The 16,497-nt window shown below is 69.9% G+C and carries 11 protein-coding genes and 1 pseudogene; 7 read left to right on the top strand and 5 right to left on the bottom strand.

Annotation, left to right across the window (positions count from 1 at the left end):
* Positions 1-4: 4 nt before the first annotated feature.
* Positions 5-2,077, bottom strand: coding sequence for an alpha-galactosidase (locus AMK18_RS05155; protein WP_073861802.1), 2,073 nt, complete (start codon positions 2,075-2,077; stop codon positions 5-7).
* A gap of 66 nt (positions 2,078-2,143) precedes the next feature.
* On the opposite strand from AMK18_RS05155, the gene AMK18_RS05150 reads away from it, so the two are divergent.
* Positions 2,144-3,406 (top strand): ROK family transcriptional regulator, encoded by a 1,263-nt coding sequence (locus AMK18_RS05150; protein ID WP_079199224.1) that lies wholly within the window; start codon positions 2,144-2,146, stop codon positions 3,404-3,406.
* A gap of 14 nt (positions 3,407-3,420) precedes the next feature.
* Here AMK18_RS05150 and AMK18_RS35655 read toward each other — a convergent pair.
* A pseudogene (locus AMK18_RS35655) lies at positions 3,421-4,326 on the bottom strand (condensation domain-containing protein); the annotation flags it as partial.
* A gap of 504 nt (positions 4,327-4,830) precedes the next feature.
* Here AMK18_RS35655 and AMK18_RS05140 point away from each other — a divergent pair.
* Positions 4,831-5,805, top strand: coding sequence for an alpha/beta hydrolase (locus AMK18_RS05140; RefSeq protein WP_073861799.1), 975 nt, complete (start codon positions 4,831-4,833; stop codon positions 5,803-5,805).
* 163 nt (positions 5,806-5,968) lie between these two features.
* Here AMK18_RS05140 and AMK18_RS05135 read toward each other — a convergent pair whose 3' ends face one another.
* Together AMK18_RS05135 and AMK18_RS05130 are read right to left on the bottom strand one after the other, a co-directional pair.
* Positions 5,969-6,745 (bottom strand): fructosamine kinase family protein, encoded by a 777-nt coding sequence (locus AMK18_RS05135; RefSeq protein WP_241836451.1) that lies wholly within the window; start codon positions 6,743-6,745, stop codon positions 5,969-5,971.
* 129 nt (positions 6,746-6,874) lie between these two features.
* Complete coding sequence (locus tag AMK18_RS05130) at positions 6,875-8,422, bottom strand: GH39 family glycosyl hydrolase (protein ID WP_073861798.1); 1,548 nt, start codon at positions 8,420-8,422, stop codon at positions 6,875-6,877.
* Positions 8,423-8,754: 332 nt separating this feature from the next.
* Here AMK18_RS05130 and AMK18_RS05125 point away from each other — a divergent pair, with 332 nt between their 5' ends.
* The 5 genes from AMK18_RS05125 to AMK18_RS05105 all read left to right on the top strand — a co-directional run bounded on the left by AMK18_RS05125 (position 8,755) and on the right by AMK18_RS05105 (position 15,391).
* A complete protein-coding gene (locus AMK18_RS05125) occupies positions 8,755-10,047 on the top strand; it encodes an ABC transporter substrate-binding protein (protein ID WP_073861797.1) in 1,293 nt (430 codons plus the stop codon).
* 10 nt (positions 10,048-10,057) lie between these two features.
* Positions 10,058-11,080, top strand: a complete 1,023-nt coding sequence (locus AMK18_RS05120; RefSeq protein ID WP_073861796.1) for a carbohydrate ABC transporter permease — start codon at positions 10,058-10,060, stop codon at positions 11,078-11,080.
* Complete coding sequence (locus AMK18_RS05115; protein WP_073861795.1) at positions 11,080-11,973, top strand: carbohydrate ABC transporter permease; 894 nt, start codon at positions 11,080-11,082, stop codon at positions 11,971-11,973. The genes AMK18_RS05120 and AMK18_RS05115 overlap by 1 nt, the downstream gene beginning before the upstream one ends.
* 125 nt (positions 11,974-12,098) lie before the next feature.
* A complete protein-coding gene (gene arfA / locus AMK18_RS05110; RefSeq protein WP_073861794.1) occupies positions 12,099-13,598 on the top strand; it encodes an arabinosylfuranosidase ArfA in 1,500 nt (499 codons plus the stop codon).
* Positions 13,595-15,391, top strand: coding sequence for a CocE/NonD family hydrolase (locus AMK18_RS05105; RefSeq protein WP_073861793.1), 1,797 nt, complete (start codon positions 13,595-13,597; stop codon positions 15,389-15,391). The genes arfA and AMK18_RS05105 overlap by 4 nt, the downstream gene beginning before the upstream one ends.
* Before the next feature lie 28 nt (positions 15,392-15,419).
* Here the strand turns inward: AMK18_RS05105 and AMK18_RS05100 are convergent, their stop codons facing one another.
* The gene (locus AMK18_RS05100) at positions 15,420-16,481 is read right to left on the bottom strand and encodes a LacI family DNA-binding transcriptional regulator (RefSeq protein WP_073861792.1); all 1,062 of its coding nucleotides are present in this window, start codon (positions 16,479-16,481) and stop codon (positions 15,420-15,422) included.
* Positions 16,482-16,497 lie beyond the last annotated feature (16 nt).

Here is a 16,497-nt window from a genome sequence, read left to right as displayed (position 1 = left end):
ACCGTCAACTGATCTGGACGGCGTGCAGAACCAACGCCGACTCCGGGTGCGGGCGCGGCAGTTGGAGGCCGATTTCGGCCAGGAACTCACCCGTGACCTCGGTCTGTTCCGGGGACGGGCGAGGAGCCGGGCGCGGCCCGTCCGCAGAGGCCGGGGGGCCGACCGGGGTGAGGCGGTAGAGACCGTCCGGGTCGAGGCCGGTGAAGCGGGCGCGGGCCGGGATCTCCGCGCGGGTCGCGGTGAGTTGGGCATACGCGAGCAGGGCCTCGCTGCCGTCGGGGGCGACGACGGCGGTGAGCGCGGCGGCATCGTCGTCGGGGCTCTCGTGGCGGTAGAGGCGTCCGGTGTGCAGCAGGGTGCGGTGGCGCTTGTACTCCCCTACCCAGGCGGCGAGTTCGGCGCGCTCGGCGTCGGTGGCGGTGGTGATGTCCCACTCGATACCGAAGTGCCCGAACAGTGCGGTCGCGGCGCGGAAGGCGAGGGTGTGCGTACGGCCGGTGCTGTGGCAGGTGGTCGGTCCGACGTGGGCGCCGGTCAGTTCCAGGGGCAGCAGCAGGTTGGTGCCCCGCTGGATCTCCTGCCGTTCCAGGGCGTCGTTGCAGTCGGAGGTCCACACCCGGTCGGTGTGTTCCAGGATGCCCAGGTCCACGCGGCCGCCGCCCGACGCGCAGCTCTCGATCTCCACACCGGGGTGGCGCCCGCGCAACTCGGCCAGGAGCCGGTACGCGGCGCCGGTCTGGGCCCGGACGGCGGCGCGGCCCTCGTGGCCCGGCTCGACCAGGTCGCGGTTGTGGTCCCATTTGAGGTAGGCGATGTCGTAGGTGGAGAGCAGCGCGTCGAACCGCTCCAGCAGATAGGCGTACGCCTCCGGCCGGCACAGGTCGAGCACCTGCTGGTTGCGCCAGTCCGGCGGGAGCCGGTCGGCGGCGTGCAGCGCCCAGTCGGGGTGCTCCCGCAGGAGCCGGGAGTCGGGGTTCACCATCTCCGGCTCGCACCAGAGCCCGAACTCCATGCCGTGCGCCCGGACATGACGGATCAGCGGGTCGAGCCCGTCCGGCCAGACGTCCGGGTCGACGTACCAGTCCCCCAGACCCGCGGTGTCGTCGCGTCGGCCGAGGAACCAGCCGTCGTCCAGGACGAAGCGCTCGACGCCCACCTCCGCCGCACGCTCGACCAGCGGCATGAGGCGCCGCGGATCGTGGTCGAAGTAGGTGGCCTCCCAGTTGTTGAGGACGACGGGGCGGGGCCGAGCCCCGGGGTCGGGGTGGTGGGCGCGGGCCCGCAACCAGTCGTGGAACCGGGGCGTGATGCCGTTGAGTCCGGTCGCGGAGTACGCGGCACAGAGCCAGGGCGTCACGTATTCCTCCCCGGGTGCGAGGGCGCACTCGCCGGGCAGGAGCAGTTCGCCGGTGCCGATCACGCAGCCGTTGGACGGCATGCGCTCCACGTAGGAGCGCTGGTTTCCGCTCCACGCGAGGTGCACCGACCAGACCTCGCCGTCGTCCCAGCCGAATCCGGGCGTGCCGGCGGACACCAGATACGGGCTGTCGTGACCGGGACGGCCCCGGCGGCTCTCCCGCAGATGCGTGCCGTGGCTGAGCGGATGACGCTGGGGCTGGCGCTCCTTGGCCCACCGGCCGCTGAAGTCCATGGCCTCCACCGCCCGCGAGGGAATCGGCAGCATCGGTGTCAGCTCGTCCAACTGGTACGCGTCACTCCCGGTGTTGCGCAGCCCGTGCCGCATCCGCAGCAGCCCGGAAGCCGTCAGCTCCAACTCCGCCCGCCACGCCAGCCGACTGTGCGGGTCCTCGGCGTGCACCGTGAGCCGGGCACCGTCGGCGTGAACGGTGCGGCCGTGGGTGAACCAGGGCGACCAGGCCGTGCCCGCCCGGTGGCCGATGAGGCCGGGGCGGCCCTGGTGGACCTGGGCGTTCAGCGGGAGGAGCGAGGTCCCGGCGCCCGCGTCACCCAGGCTCCGGGCGGTGCCCTCGGAGAGCCCTCTCCCCCAGTGCAGGACGCGCCCGTCCGTCTCGTCGGCGACCAGGCTGACGCCTGCGGCGGTCAGGTGAATGGGCATCTGCGGCCACCCCACACATTTAATTAGACCATTTTAATAAAACGGGCTGCGGTAGGCTCGCAGGCCATGAAGGACGTGTCAAGGGGCGGAGTGGACTCCGCGATGGTGAGGCAGCTCAACGCCTCGCGGTTGCTGGCGGTGCTGCGGGCAGCGCCCGACGCCCCCTGGTCCTCCAACGACTTGGTCGAGGAGACGGGCATGTCCCGGCCCACCGTCCTGGCCGCGGCCGGCCGTCTGGTGGAGCTCGGCTGGGTCACCGGCTCCGTGAGCCGGGCCGCCGCCGGGCGCGGCCGTCCTTCCCGGGCATTCGCCTTCCGCCGGGACGCCGGGTACGTGCTGGGCATGGACATCGGCGCACGCACGGTCAGAGTCGCGGTGGCCGACCTGGCCGGCCGTCTCGTCACCGAGGACGAGCACCTCTTCAGCGATCCGGGCATGGCCTCCGGTGAACGGCTGGCAGCGGTGATCCGGACGGCCACCGGCGCTCTGGCTGCTGCCGGCGTCCCCGGGGAACGGCTCCTCGCCGTGTGTGCCGGATCCAGTGGAACGGTCGCGGCGGACGGTACGGTGCGGGTCCGCTCCGGCATCCCCGGCTTCGTGGGCGTCAACCTGCCCGACGCGCTCGGCGAAGCCTTCGACTGCGTCGTCATCGCGGAGAACGACTGCAATCTGGCCGTCGTCGCCGAGCGCTGGCGCGGGGTCGCCTCGTGCTCCGAAAACGTGGTCTGCATGCTGGCGGGTGAGCGGCTCGGAGCCGGCATCGTTGTGCGCGGCGGCCTGGTGCGCGGCTACTGCGGGGGCGCGGGTGAGCTCGGCTTCCTGGACATGATGGACGGCTTGACCGCGGCCGAAGGGCTGGCATCCCGCGCCCGGTCGGAGGGACGGCGTCGTGTTGCGGCCCTGGCCACGCGGCATACACGGCACCTCCCCCACGACACCCCCGGGGCGGTGTTGCACGCCCTGGCAGCGGGCGACGCGGCGCGTGTGAACGCCCCGTTGGTCTTCGACGCCCTGCGTGCGGGCGACACCTCGGCGCCGGAGGTCCTGGATTACGTGCTGGGCCCGGCCGCGCGCGCGATCGCGACCGTCTCGCTCCTCCTCGACCCGGAACTCGTCGTGATCAGCGGCGCGGTGGCCGACGCCGGTGACGTGCTGCTGTCCCCGCTCGAAGACATGGTCGCCCGGCTGACCAAGGCCCCTCCGAAGCTGGCTTTCTCCCCCTTGAGCGACCGGGCGGTCGTGCTCGGTGCGGTCCGGCTGGCCCTGGACACGGCGCAGGCCCGATTCCACGACCCGCTGGCCCCGGCACCGGGCGTGCGCCGGGAGTGAGGTTCATAGCTGAAGATCGCGTCGAGCGTGTCTCCGCTCTGCTCGATCCGCAGCATGAGGTCGAACTGCCCCTCCTGCCGCGGGACTCCGATCCGTGCGACGTGCAGCCCTTGGTACGGCCTGGGCTCCCCTTCACCGTCGGCGTGTACAGGGCCGAGCCGCGGTTCCGTGCGGTCCGTGGCGATCAGGGTCACGGCGGTACGGAACGGCGGGGTGCGCCGGCCCGATGAGGTGGCCGACAGGGCGCCCGGATGTCCGGCGTTGGCCAGGCCCCGGACGAGCTGCCGCTGCGCGGCCAGGATCGCGTCGCTCATACGGTCGCCTGGCCGGAAGCTCCCGCGTACCGGAATGGTGTTGACGAAGTAGCCCACCGCGGCCTCCGTCCGGCGTCCCGCTCCGAGGGTGCCCCGGGTGGACATCGGGCAGCCGACCAGGGCCTCCGGCTGTCCCGAGTGGCGGTACAGGGCGGCCTGGAAAACACCGAGGAGAAAGGCGAACGGTGTGACGTCGAGCGACCGCGCGGCCTTCGTCAGCCGCTCGACCGTGCTTATGGGCAGGGGCAGTTCATGGGTGGCCCCGCAGAACCGCTGGGTGGCCGGGCGCGGCCGGTCGGTCGGAAGCTCAGCGGGGAGCGCACCGGCACGCACCTGGTGCCAGTACGTCTCGGCCCGAACGCCTCGGGCCGAGGAGAGGAACCGCCGTTCGGCCGCCACCTGCTCGGCGTGGATGTCCGGGCCGCCGCTCGCGGGTGCGGGACCCGGGACGGAACTGTCGGCGAACTCCCGATGCAGGATGAGGAGCTCGCGCAGGATCAGGTGGTGCGAGGTGTAGTCGCTGACGATGTGGTGGGTGGCTATGACCAGCACCGCGTCGCACGTAACATGGCCCAGCGGGCCGCGCCTGGGGAAATCGGCCGCCATGGGCCAGGAATCCGTCGCTCCGCCCAAGCAGTGACCCGGCTACTTCCCAGAAGCCAACGACACCCCTCACGCAAAGCGCCACAGAGAGACATGTGCGGGTGCACATAATTCCGTTATGTCGATTTCGATGAGCGGTGCCCCTGCCTCCGGTTTCCGGGCCCGAGGGCGGCGAGCGGCATGCCTTGTGGCTGGAGTTGTTCTTCGACCCGATGCGGTTCCGGGACCCGACGGGGGGAATGGACGCTCGTCGTGGCCGTGGTCGCCGCACCGTTCGGGGATGGCGGTCATGGATCGTGGCATCTGCGGCAGATGACGGCGTTCTTCACCACTGGACCGGCGGCCCCGTAAAGCCACGAGCCCACGCCCTCCCACGTAGGACCGCGCTGCCCCCCTCTCCCCCACGTTGCGAAGGGCGGAACCAGCGCGAACGATGGAGTCGGGCCCGATTCCCGAGACGCGAGGGCGCGTGGACAGGGCGCTCGTGCGTCATGACATGGAGCGGACATGACTGATCTTCCTCCTCCGATCACCCCCTACCTGGAACCGGCCGCGAAGGAGCTGTGCGAGGCGACGGATCCGCATCCTCGGATCTACGAGGTCCCGCCTGCGAAGGGCCGGGACATCCTGCTCGGGCTGCAGAGCGACGCGTCCGTTGCCCGTCCCGACGTGGACGAGGAATGGGTCGACGTGGACGCCGGTAAGTGGGGCACGGTACGTACCCGCATCATCCGGCCCGCCGGGTCCACGGGGCCGCTGCCGGTGGTGTTCTACATCCACGGCGCCGGGTGGGTCTTCGGGGACGAGAAGACCCACGACCGCCTCTTCCGCGAGCTCACGGTCGGCGCCGGGGCGGCCGGGGTCTTCCCGGTCTACGACCGCGCGCCCGAGGCGCGGTATCCGACCCAGGTCGAGCAGAACTACGCCGTGGGGCGGTGGGTCCTGGAGCACGGCGCGGACCACGGCCTGGACACTTCGCGGATCGCCGTCACCGGCGAGTCGGTCGGCGGCTGCATGTCCACGGTGTTCGCATTGATGAACAAGGAGCGCGGCGGGATCGACCTCAAGGCCCAGGCGCTGCTCTACCCGGTGACCGACGCGGGCTTCGACACCCCCTCGTACCACCAGTTCGCCGAGGGCTACTACCTCACCCTCGACGGCATGAAGTGGTTCTGGGACGCCTACACCACCGACCCCGCCCAGCGCGCCGAGCACCACGCCTCGCCGCTCCGGGCCTCCCTGGACCAGCTCAAGGGCCTGCCCAGGACGCTCGTCATCACCGATGAGGCCGACGTCCTGCGCGACGAGGGCGAGCAGTACGCCAACAGGCTGCGCGAGGCCGGTGTGGACGTGACCTCCGTCCGGGTGGCGGGCATGGTCCACGACTTCCTGCTCCTGGACAGCCTGCGCGACACCCGCGCCGCCAACGTGGCCCGCAAGCTCGCTGTGGACTTCCTGCACGGGGCACTGCACGGCGACTGATCCGAGCGGCAGGCCGGCCCCCTCCCTCTGAGACGGAGGAGGCCAGCGATGTGCATCTGTTTCAGGAGGTCAGGGTCGGGCTCTGGTTGTCGCACCGCCGGCCGCGTTCAGCCGCTGCCCCCCACGCTCGGGCACCGGGCACGGCGGTGCCCCATCCCGGAACTCAGCACCGCCGGAACGGAGCGAGCGTGGCACGCACGAGGTCTGCGGCTCCCCAGTCGGCGTCGAACTGGGCGATGACGGCCAGGTGCTGGCGCAACTGGAGGACCGGCATGCGTGCGCGCCAGTCCCGGTCGAGGCCGGTCAGCTCCGCGTACACCTCGAAGAACACGTGCGATTCCGGAGGTGGCGACGTCGTCCACAGGTGGGCGAGGTCGACCTCCGCCCATGTGTAGGACACGGCCGGGTCGATCAGCGCAGGTTGCACTTGGGGGGTGGCCATGACGTTCATCGTCCACAGGTCGCCATGCGTCAGGCACGCCGGCGCGACCGGCAGCAGATCCGGCAGTCGGTTGCACAGCCGCTCCAGCGCCGCCCGGTCCGCGGCGTCGAGTGCTTGCTCGACGCGTCGCTCGCCGAGCCGGCGCAGCAGACGGTTCCTGGCGAAGAACTCGAATCCGTCGTCGGCCCAGGTGTTGACCTGACGACGGCGTCCCAGCCAGTTGTCCTGGTGCCACCCGAACCGGGTGTGCCGCGTGGCGGTGTGCAGGTGGGCCAGCACGTGCGCGAGCTGCTCCCAGAACGACTCGGTCTCCGGCCGGGGGTCCAGCGCGGACAGCACGAGTACGTCGCGGTCGGCGAGAACGACCTCGGGTGTGGTGACGCCTCCCACCTCGCGCAACACGGTCAGCCCTTCGGCCTCCGCGGCGAAGACGTCGTCCGACGGTGACTCGGCGAATGCCTTGACGAAGACCGACGTGCCGTCGGCGCGGCGGGCCACGCGGCAAAGCCTCCAGTGGTCGGCTCGACCGCGATGACATCGGTCAGGCCCGCCGTGTGGAGGCGATCCCGCAGGGAGACGGTCGCCTTCGGCACGGGTGTGCTCCTCTCATGCGGTGGGGTGGAGTGCTCAGTCCTGGCTCGCGGCGGCGTCGATCCCTTCACCACCGAGTCCGAACAGGCGGTCCTCGCTCCACCACTCGGGCGTCTCGTCGGCGACCGGCGTGAGCTCCACGAGCGTCACCTCGTGCCGGCTCAGGACGAGGTGCACATCGGCACGCCCGCCGACGACGGGGATGTTCCCGTGCGAGTGGGCCGGTTCGGCCGCCTCGCGCAGGGCGTCGAGCTGACGGTGGCCGGGCGCGAGCGGCCGGCCCATGTCGCACCAGGCGGCCCAGGGGTTGCCCGCCTCCTCACTCACGGCGCGGCGACGCAGATAGGCGGAGCCCCGCGCGTCCGGGGCTCCGACGGGCAGGGACAGCCGGAGCGAGTGCCCGTTCACTGGATCGCCGCCCGCCGGGTCGGCCGGTGCCCAGGCAAGCACGGTGATCCGACCGTCGTCGTGCCGTGTCACCAGGTGGTCCTGGCCCCGGGCGAGGATCTGCTCCCCCATCTCCGCCATGAACGCGTACAAGTGGTAGGTGGGCTTCTTGATCTGGCGGTGCGTCAGAAGGCCGAAGCCGCCGTGGAACGGCGCCGTCGGTATGCCCACCTCTTCGAAGACATCACTGAAGGTCCAGTACGAGAAGGAGTCCGCGAGGTCCCCTCCGTTCACGAGTACCGGCGCCAGGTACGCCGCGTGGAACGCGGTGTCGTGGATCGGATTGTCCGGCCGGTACGAGGAGTTGAACTCCGTGATGTGCAAGGGGAGATCGGCGAGTCCTGTGCCTGCCAGCTGCCGCCGCGGGGCGTCGAACTGCTCCAGCAGCGCCGACGCCGGCATGAGGGTCTGGTGAGCGCCGAACGGTACGGGCTGGACGGGGCCGGACGAGTAGGCGTGACGGCTGACGAAATCGATGGGGAGGTCGCGAGCCACCACGAACTCCGCGAAGCGCTGGATCCACTCGTCCTGGTAACCCGGCGCCAGCGACGGGCCGCCGACCTGGAGTTCGGCGTCGACCTCCTTGAGGGCCAGTGCGGTCACCTCGTACAGGCGGTGATAGCCGTCCTGGTCGGAGGCCCAGAACGGAGCCAGGTTCGGCTCGTTCCACACCTCGACCGGCCACTGGCGCACCTGGTCGGCGCCGTAGCGGTCGATCAGGTGCCGCATGACGGCCCGGACGAGGTCCGCCCACTCCCTCTCGTCACGCGGAGGAGTGATGTTGCCCTTCCACCAGAACACGGTGTCGTCGCCGGAGGCCAGCCCCGAGGGCATGAACCCGAGTTCGAGGAAGGGTGCGATGCCCATCTCCAGGTAGGCGTCGACCACTTGGTCGACGTACGTGAAAGCGTGACGTACGCGGCGCTCGCCTGCGTGGTGGTAGGAGTGGTGGATACCCATCCCGTCGCTGAGGAGGCCGTGCCCCCGGATGTACCGGAAGCCGATGTCACGCTGAATGAGGGCAAGCGATTCCTGGTAGTCGCGCCGGAGCGCGAGATCGAGGCGGCCGGTGCCGACGCAATGACGCCAGGCATCGGAGAGTCGGGCTGTCGGCTGTCGGGGGACGACGATCCGCATGGTGGGGTTCCTCTGCTGCGGTGCGGCGCGAGGCGCGCCTGGACGGGCGGGCGGAAGGCCGGCGCTCGCTCAATGTGCTGCGCACCGTAGGGAGATCGGGAAAGCGGTGTCAAGACGTCGGACGGGCCGTCCGGTGATCTTCGGTGGCCCCTTCGCGACCCGCTCCCCCAGCTTTCGAAACGATCGATAACGATCCCGCAACTTGCGAAAACTAATGGTTGCTCGGCGTTCATTTCAGGCGGTAGACCTTGCACCTACCTCACGGATGGCTCATTAATTTGCGCAAAAAATCCGGCAGTTGGACCACCGGCAACAGATCAGGAGTTCCCACGATGACGAGGAGAATCCGCAGCACGACCGGTGCCGCCATCGGCTTGTGCGTCGCACTCGCCGCTGCCGGCTGCGCGGGCGGCGGCGACGACGGCAGCGGTACGTCCGACGGGCACGCCACGGTGACCGTCTGGACGAATGCCATGGAGGGCCGGGGGGCCAAGTACTGGAAGGACGCCGCGAAGGCGTACCAGGCCCTGCACAAGGACGTCACGGTCAAGATCCAGTCGGTCCAGAACGAGGACCTCGACGGCAAGCTGCAGAACGCGCTCAACTCGAACTCCGCGCCGAGCATCTTCCTCCAGCGCGGCGGCGGCAAGATGCAGGCCATGGTCGACGCCGGGCAGATCCGGGCACTGGACCTGACGGACACCGACCGGGCGAACGTGGGCGAGGCGGCCCTGCAAGGTGTTTCGATCGACGGCAAGGTCTACGCGATGCCGCTCGACACGCAGCCCGAAGGCATCTACTACAGCAAGGACCTCTTCGAGAAGGCCGGCATCACCGCGCCGCCCACGACGATGGACGAGCTCACGGACGCCGTTGCCAAGCTGAAGACGGTCAAGGTCGCGCCGATCGCCGTCGGCGCCAAGGACGCCTGGCCGGCCGCGCACTGGTACTACAACTTCGTTCTGCGTGAGTGCAGCCAGGAGACCATGCAGGAGGCCGCCAAGTCGCTCACGTTCGACGACCCGTGCTGGAACAGGGCCGGCGAGGACCTGGCAGGTCTGCTGGGGCACGAGCCCTTCCAGAAGGGCTTCCTGACGGCGACGTCACAGCAGGGAGCCGGATCGTCCGCCGGCATGCTCGCCAACCGCAAGGCGGCCATGGAGCTCATGGGCAACTGGGACCCCGGTGTGATCGCCGACCTGACGCCCGACAAGAAGCAGCTGCCCGACCTGGGATGGTTCCCCTTCCCCTCGGTGCCCGGTGGCAAGGGCGACCCGACCGCCATCATGGGCGGTGCCGGGGGCTACTCCCTCGCCAAGAACGCGCCGAAGGAGGCAGCGGACTTCCTCCGGTTCGTCGTGACCAAGGAGCAGCAGGAAGCGTACGGGAAGGCGTTCGACACCATTCCGGTGAACAAGGCCGCCCAGGGGGTCGTCACCGAGACGTACAACATCTCGGCGCTGCAGGCGTTCAACAAGGCGGCGTACTCGATGCAGTTCCTCGACACCGTGTACGGCCAGAACGTCGGCAACGCCATGAACATCGCCGTCGTGAACCTGATGGCCGGCAAGGGCAGTGCCGACGACATCGTGAAGGACGTCAAAGCCGCCGCCGAGAAGGGCTGAGTAAGCAGACATGAGCGACACCCTGGGCGCTGAACCGGCCCGTGGCCGCCAGTCGCAGGGCATGCAAGGGGCCAGGGGTGCGGCGAAGTCCGCAACCCCGGCTCCGCCGCGAGCGGCTGCCCACCGCCGAGGCCGTGCCAGGATGCGACTGGAGATCGCGGCCCTGTCCGCGCCGGCGATCATCATGTTCCTGGCCTTCGTGATCTTCCCGATCGTGCTCGCCGCGTACTACGGGTTCTACCGGTGGAAGGGCTACGGAGATCCCACCGACTGGGTCGGCCTGAGCAACTACAAGCTGATCCTGACCGACCCCGCGTTCCACGACGTCCTGTGGCACAACGGTCTGCTCCTCGTGCTGTCACTGGTCGTCCAGGGCCCGATAGCGATCGCCCTCGCCCTGCTGCTCAACCAGAAGATCCGCGGCCGCTCGGCGATCCGCGTGCTGATCTTCGTGCCCTACATCGTGTCCGAGATCATCGTCGGCATCGGCTGGGGCTTGATACTGCAGAGCGACGGAGCCGCCAACGGCCTGCTGGAAAGGATCGGTCTCGGCTCCCTGGCAGCCGACTGGATCGCCGATCCGGACCTGGCCATCTGGACCCTGGTCGCCATCATCACCTGGAAGTACATCGGCTTCGCGGTGATCCTGATGCTCGCCGGCCTCCAGTCGATCCCCGAGGAGATCTTCGAGGCCGCGCAGATCGACGGTGCCACCTACTGGCAGATCCAACGCCGCATCACGCTGCCGCTGCTGGGGCCGACGATCCGCATCTGGGCCTTCCTGTCGATCATCGGCTCACTGCAGTTGTTCGACCTCGTCTACATCATCTGGGGCCCGTACGTCGCGGGCACGACCGGCACGTCGACGATGGCGATCTACATGCTCGCCCAGGGACGCAACGCGGGCAACTACGGCTACGGCAGCGCCGTCGCGGTGGTCATGTTCGTCATCTCGCTCGTCGTCGCCCTGATCTACCAGCGCTTCGTCCTGCGCCGCGACCTCCGGGGCGCCGTCACGGAAGGGACCGTGTGATGAGCGTGACGACCTCCGTATCCCGGACGTCCTCCGCGCCGGAGCCGACGCCACCCGCCGGCCGCCGCGACGCTCCGCAGAAGTGGGGCAGCCCCGTCGTCTACTTCGTCGCGCTGCTCTTCGTCGGTGTGTGCGTCGCGCCGGTTCTCTACATCGTGCTCGGCGGATTCCGCTCCAACTCGCAGATCACCACGGACCCGGCCGGCCTTCCGCGCCCCTGGGTGATCGGCAACTACACCGGCATCCTGACGTCGAACGTCTTCTGGGGCGAGTTCGCCAACTCCCTCATCGTCGCGATCGCCAGCACCGTCGGCATCGTGGCCACGGGGATGATGGTGAGCTTCGTCATCGCGCGCTACGACTTCAAGCTCAAGGGGGCGATGTACTCCCTGTTCGCCGCCGGCTTGATGTTCCCTCTGGTCATCGCGATCACCCCGCTGTACCTCGTCATCAAGGACCTCGGACTCGTCGACAGCCTGCTCGGCGTAATCATCCCGCAGATCGCCTTCGGCCTGCCGACCACCGTCATCATCCTCGTACCGTTCCTCAGGGCCATCCCGAACGAGATCGAAGAGGCCGCCGCGATCGACGGGCTGGGCCGGCTCGGTTTCTTCTTCCGCATGGTGCTGCCGCTGTCACTTCCCGGGGTGGTGACCGTCGGCATTCTCGGATTCGTCGGCAGCTGGAACAACTACATCCTGCCCCTGTACATCCTCAACACGCAGGCGAACTACACCCTGCCGCTCGGTGTCCAGGTCTTCACCTCCCAGTACTCCACGGACACCGCGAAGGTTCTGGCCTTCACCTCACTCGCCATGCTGCCCGCACTGATCTTCTTCTCGATATTCGAGAGGCGCATCGTCGGTGGCCTCACCGGCGCCGTGAAGGGCTGACGCGGGCTTCCGGCACGCCGGACCGTCCACCTCTGCCCTGCCCCTGCCGCACGTCTCGGCGGGGGCGGGCCGCTGCCCGATGCCGACCGCCCGGCACGCGCCATCACCGCGAAAGGACCGCCGCATTGCCCCGCGCCCATATAGAACTAGACAGGCAGGCCGTCATCGCCCCTGTCCAGCGCCGCACCTTCGGCTCGTTCGTCGAGCACCTCGGACGGTGCGTGTACACCGGTCTCTACGAGCCGGGTCACCCGAGTGCGAACGCGGACGGGTTCCGCATGGACGTCGTCGATCTCGTCCGGGAACTCGGCAGCACGACCGTCCGCTACCCGGGCGGCAACTTCGTCTCCGGGTTCCGCTGGGAGGACTCGGTCGGCCCGCGCGAGAAGCGGCCGGTGCGCCGCGACCTCGCCTGGCGTTCACTCGAATCCAACCAGGTCGGTCTGGACGAGTTCGCCCGGTGGCTCAGGCTCACCGGCTCCGAGTTGATGCTGGCCGTCAACGTCGCCACCCGGGGCATCCTGCCCGCACTCGATCTGCTCGAATACGCCAACCACCCGTCCGGCACGACGTTGTCGGACCTGCGCGTCGCCCATGGCACTCCTGAACCGCACGACGTGCGCATGTGGTGCCTCGGCAACGAGATGGACGGGCCCTGGCAGACCGGGTTCATGACGGCGGACGACTACGGCAAGCTCGCCGCCCGCACCGCCGCCGCCATGAAGCGGGCCGACAAGGACCTCGAACTCGTCGTCTGCGGCTCCTCCGGATCGACCATGCCGACCTTCGGCGACTGGGAACGCACCGTACTGGAACACAGCTACGACCACGTCGACTACGTCTCCTGCCACGCGTACTACCAGGAGCACGACGGCGACCTCGGCTCCTTCCTCGCCTCGGCGACCGACATGGACTACTTCATCGACACCGTCGTCGCGACCGCCGACCACGTGGGGCACAAGAAGCGCTCGTCCAAGAAGATCGCCGTCTCCTTCGACGAGTGGAACGTGTGGTACCTCAAGGAGCACCAGGAGTCCGACAAGGTCCAGGACGAGTGGCAGCACGCACCCCGTCTCCTGGAGGACACCTACACCGTGGCGGACGCCGTGGTCGTCGGCAACCTGCTGATGACACTGCTGCGCCGCAGCGACCGCGTCACCTCGGCATCCCTGGCCCAGCTCGTCAACGTGATAGCACCGATCATGACGGAACCCGGCGGCCCGGCCTGGCGGCAGACGACCTTCTATCCGTTCTCGATCACGAGCCGGCTGGCCACCGGCGAGGTGCTCCGGCCTCTGATCGACGCGCCGACGTACGAAACGGCTCGCTACGGTGAGGCATCCGTCATCGACGCCGTGGCGACCGCCGACGAGGACCGGGCCGCGCTCTTCCTCGTCAACCGCGACATCGCGGAGGCGGCCGAGGTCACGGTGGACGTGCGCAGCCTCGGCCGCTCGCGCATCACGGAGGCGGTGACCCTGGCCGACTCCGACGTCTACGCCAGGAACACGCTCGCCCACCGGGACCGGGTGACCCCGGTCCCGAACACCGGCGCGGCACTCGCCGAAGGCCTGCTCACCATCGAGCTGCCGCCGACCTCCTGGACGGCGGTCGCCCTGCGGTGAGCGACGGCACGAGCGCGGCTCAACGGCGGACCGGCTTCCGGGCGACCGCCCCTGCGGACGAGCCGGCGGCTCCGGTCGCCGAACGCCGCGAGACGAGGTGCACGTTGCGCGACGGGACGCGCCTGCGCACCCTGCTCCTCATTCCGCACGGACAGGGGCCCTGGCCTGCTCTGCTGACCCGCCACCCCTACGACATCGCCCGTGAGGAGCGCGAGGGAATGCTCGACGTGGGACGGCTCGTCGCCGCCGGATACCTCGTCGCGCTCCAGGACGTCCGGGGCCGCTTCGGCTCCGAAGGGGTGTTCGTCCCCTGTGCGCAGGAGGTGGACGACGGCGTGGACGCCGTGGCGTGGCTCGCGGGGCTCCCCGAATGCGACGGCACCGTCGGGATGTGGGGTGCCTCCTACGCCTCGGACACCCAGTTCGCCGCCCTGCTCGGAGGCTCACCGGGGTTGCGGGCGGTCGCCCCGGCCATGACGCCGGCGATGTCGGCGCTCGACGGTTTCCGGTTCCGGGGCGGGGTGCCTGAGATCGGCAGCACCCTGGCGTGGACCCACTACGCGATCGCCCCGGCACTGATCGGGCGTATCGGTTCCGCACGCGAGCGGGAGGCAGAGACGGAACGGTGGGAAGCCACCGAGCGGGCCGTCAGGGACCGTTCGGCGTTCCGGGCCGGAGCCCTGCACACCGGGCGGGACCCTGAGGCGATCGTCGCGTGGGGTCTGGAGCTGCTGCGGGAGCCGCTCGGATCGGCACGTCATCGCGAGGGGAAGGTCGTCGACCGGATCGACGACGTCGACGTACCGGCCTTCCTGATCGCCGGATGGTTCGACGTCTTCCTCGGCTCGACCCTGGAGCTCTACCGGCGGCTGCTGCGCCGTGCCAAGGGCACCGGCGGGCCGGCCCCCCGCCTTCTGGTCGGCCCCTGGACGCACGACGACTTCTCGGGCCGGGCCGGCGGAGCGGACTTCGGACCGGAGGCGTCCGCCGACGATCTCGGCGGCCACGGCGACCTCACCACCCAGCACGTGCTGTGGTTCGACGCCGCTCTGCGCGCTGCGCCGGCGGACTTTCCGCCGGTGCGCGTGTTCCTCATGGGCACGAACCGGTGGATCGAACTGGAGGAGTTCCCTCCGCCCGGCTCACGGTCGCTTGAGCTGTACCTGAACGCGGAAGGCACGCTGACGACAGAGGCTGCCGGGCCCGGCGAACGGCGGCTGACGAGCGATCCGTCGTGCCCCGTTCCCACGTGCGGCGGACCGGTGCTCCTCTTCGGGCCGTTCGGGGCGGGGCCCGCCGACCAGACGGCGGTCGAGGCGCGCCGTGATGTGGTCTCCTGGCGCACCGCGCCGCTCACCGGTGAACTCACCGTGATGGGCGCGGTCCGCGCCGTCGTCCACCTCACGACCACGGGGAATGACGCGGACGTGATCGTGCGACTGTGCGACGAGGGCCCGGACGGCGTCAGCCGCGTCGTCTCCGACGGGGTGCAGCGCGGGTCGGCGCGGTTCGTGGACCCGGTCACGGGAGTGGGCGAGCGGCGGCCGTTGGAGCCGGGCCGGGACCACGAGTTTGTCATCGATCTCTGGTCGACGGCCCACACGTTCCTGCCGGGCCACCGGGTGCGCGTCGACATCGCACCCAGTTCGTCACCGCGCTGGGACGTCGGGAGCAATGTCTTCGACCCGGCCGGGCAGGCGGCGGAGCCCGTCGTCGCGGTCTACACGATCCGTCATGGCGCGGCCCGTCCGAGCCGACTCGTCCTTCAGGTCGTGACGCCTGCGCCGTCCTGACGCGGGCGGCCGGGGCCGCCCGCCCCGGTCAGCGCGGTGACGGCGCGACTGCCGGGACGGGGCCGGTGGAGGCCCGGACGACCAGCTCCGTGGCCAGTTCCATACGTGCGGGAGACCGGGCGCCCCCGTCCTCGCCCCGGGAGAGCTCGATGAGCAGCTTGACGGCGGCGGCGCCCAACTCCGTACTGGGCTGTCTGACGGTCGTCAGGCCCGGGGTGATGTACTGCGCCTCGGGCAGGTCGTCGAAGCCGATGACGCTGATGTCCTCGGGGATGCGCAGCCCCCGGGCCGCCAGTGCGTCGTAGACGCCGAGTGCCATGGAGTCGGCACAGGCGAAGATTCCGGTGATCTTCGGATCGCCGTCGAGCAGGGCATGGGTGGCGGTCGCCGCCTTCGCGCGGTTCCACGCACCGTGGGCCACCGAAACCGTGGCGCTGCCGGCGGTCGTGGTGTCGGCCGCCGCACGGAATCCGTCGACGCGCGCCCTGCTGAAGAGGTGGCGGGCATGGCCGGCGACCACGCCCATCCGCTCGTGCCCGAGCGACAGGAGGTGTTCGCCGGCCATGCGGCCACCTTCCCAGTTCGCCACTCCGACGCTCGCCACCCCGGAGGGGGGTGTGCTCATGGGATCGATCAGCACGACGGGGACACCCGCGGCGAAGAGTGCGCCGAACTGCTGTGACGCGGGATCGACCAGCGTCCCGATCACACCGATGGTGCGCCTTCGCAGCAACCGTGACACCCAGTCGCCCTGCGACTGGGCGAGGGTCAGGACGACGTCGAGCCCCGCTGCCGCCGCTTCACGTCCGACACCGGCTATCAGCAGGTTCGCCCATGATCCCTCGAAGTGGGTGACCACCAGGTCGAGCACATGGGACAGACCGCCGCTGTCGTCCCGCCCCTTCTCACTCTTGGCCCCGGCCCGGCGGGTGTAACCCACGGCCCGCACTGCTTCCATGACCTTCGCGCGGGTCTCCGCCGAGACGTCCGTTCCGCCTCGCAGCACCTTGGACACCGTGGGAACGCTCGTACCGGCGGTCTTGGCCACCAAGGACAGGGTGGGGCGCGATGCGGCTGGTCGAGGCGGCATGGGGAAAGGTTAGCCC

Source organism: Streptomyces sp. CB01249 (assembly GCF_001905735.1).
Lineage (GTDB): Bacteria > Actinomycetota > Actinomycetes > Streptomycetales > Streptomycetaceae > Streptomyces.
The sequence above is the reverse complement of the archived record's forward strand: the minus strand, read 5'-3'. Positions and strand labels throughout refer to the sequence as shown.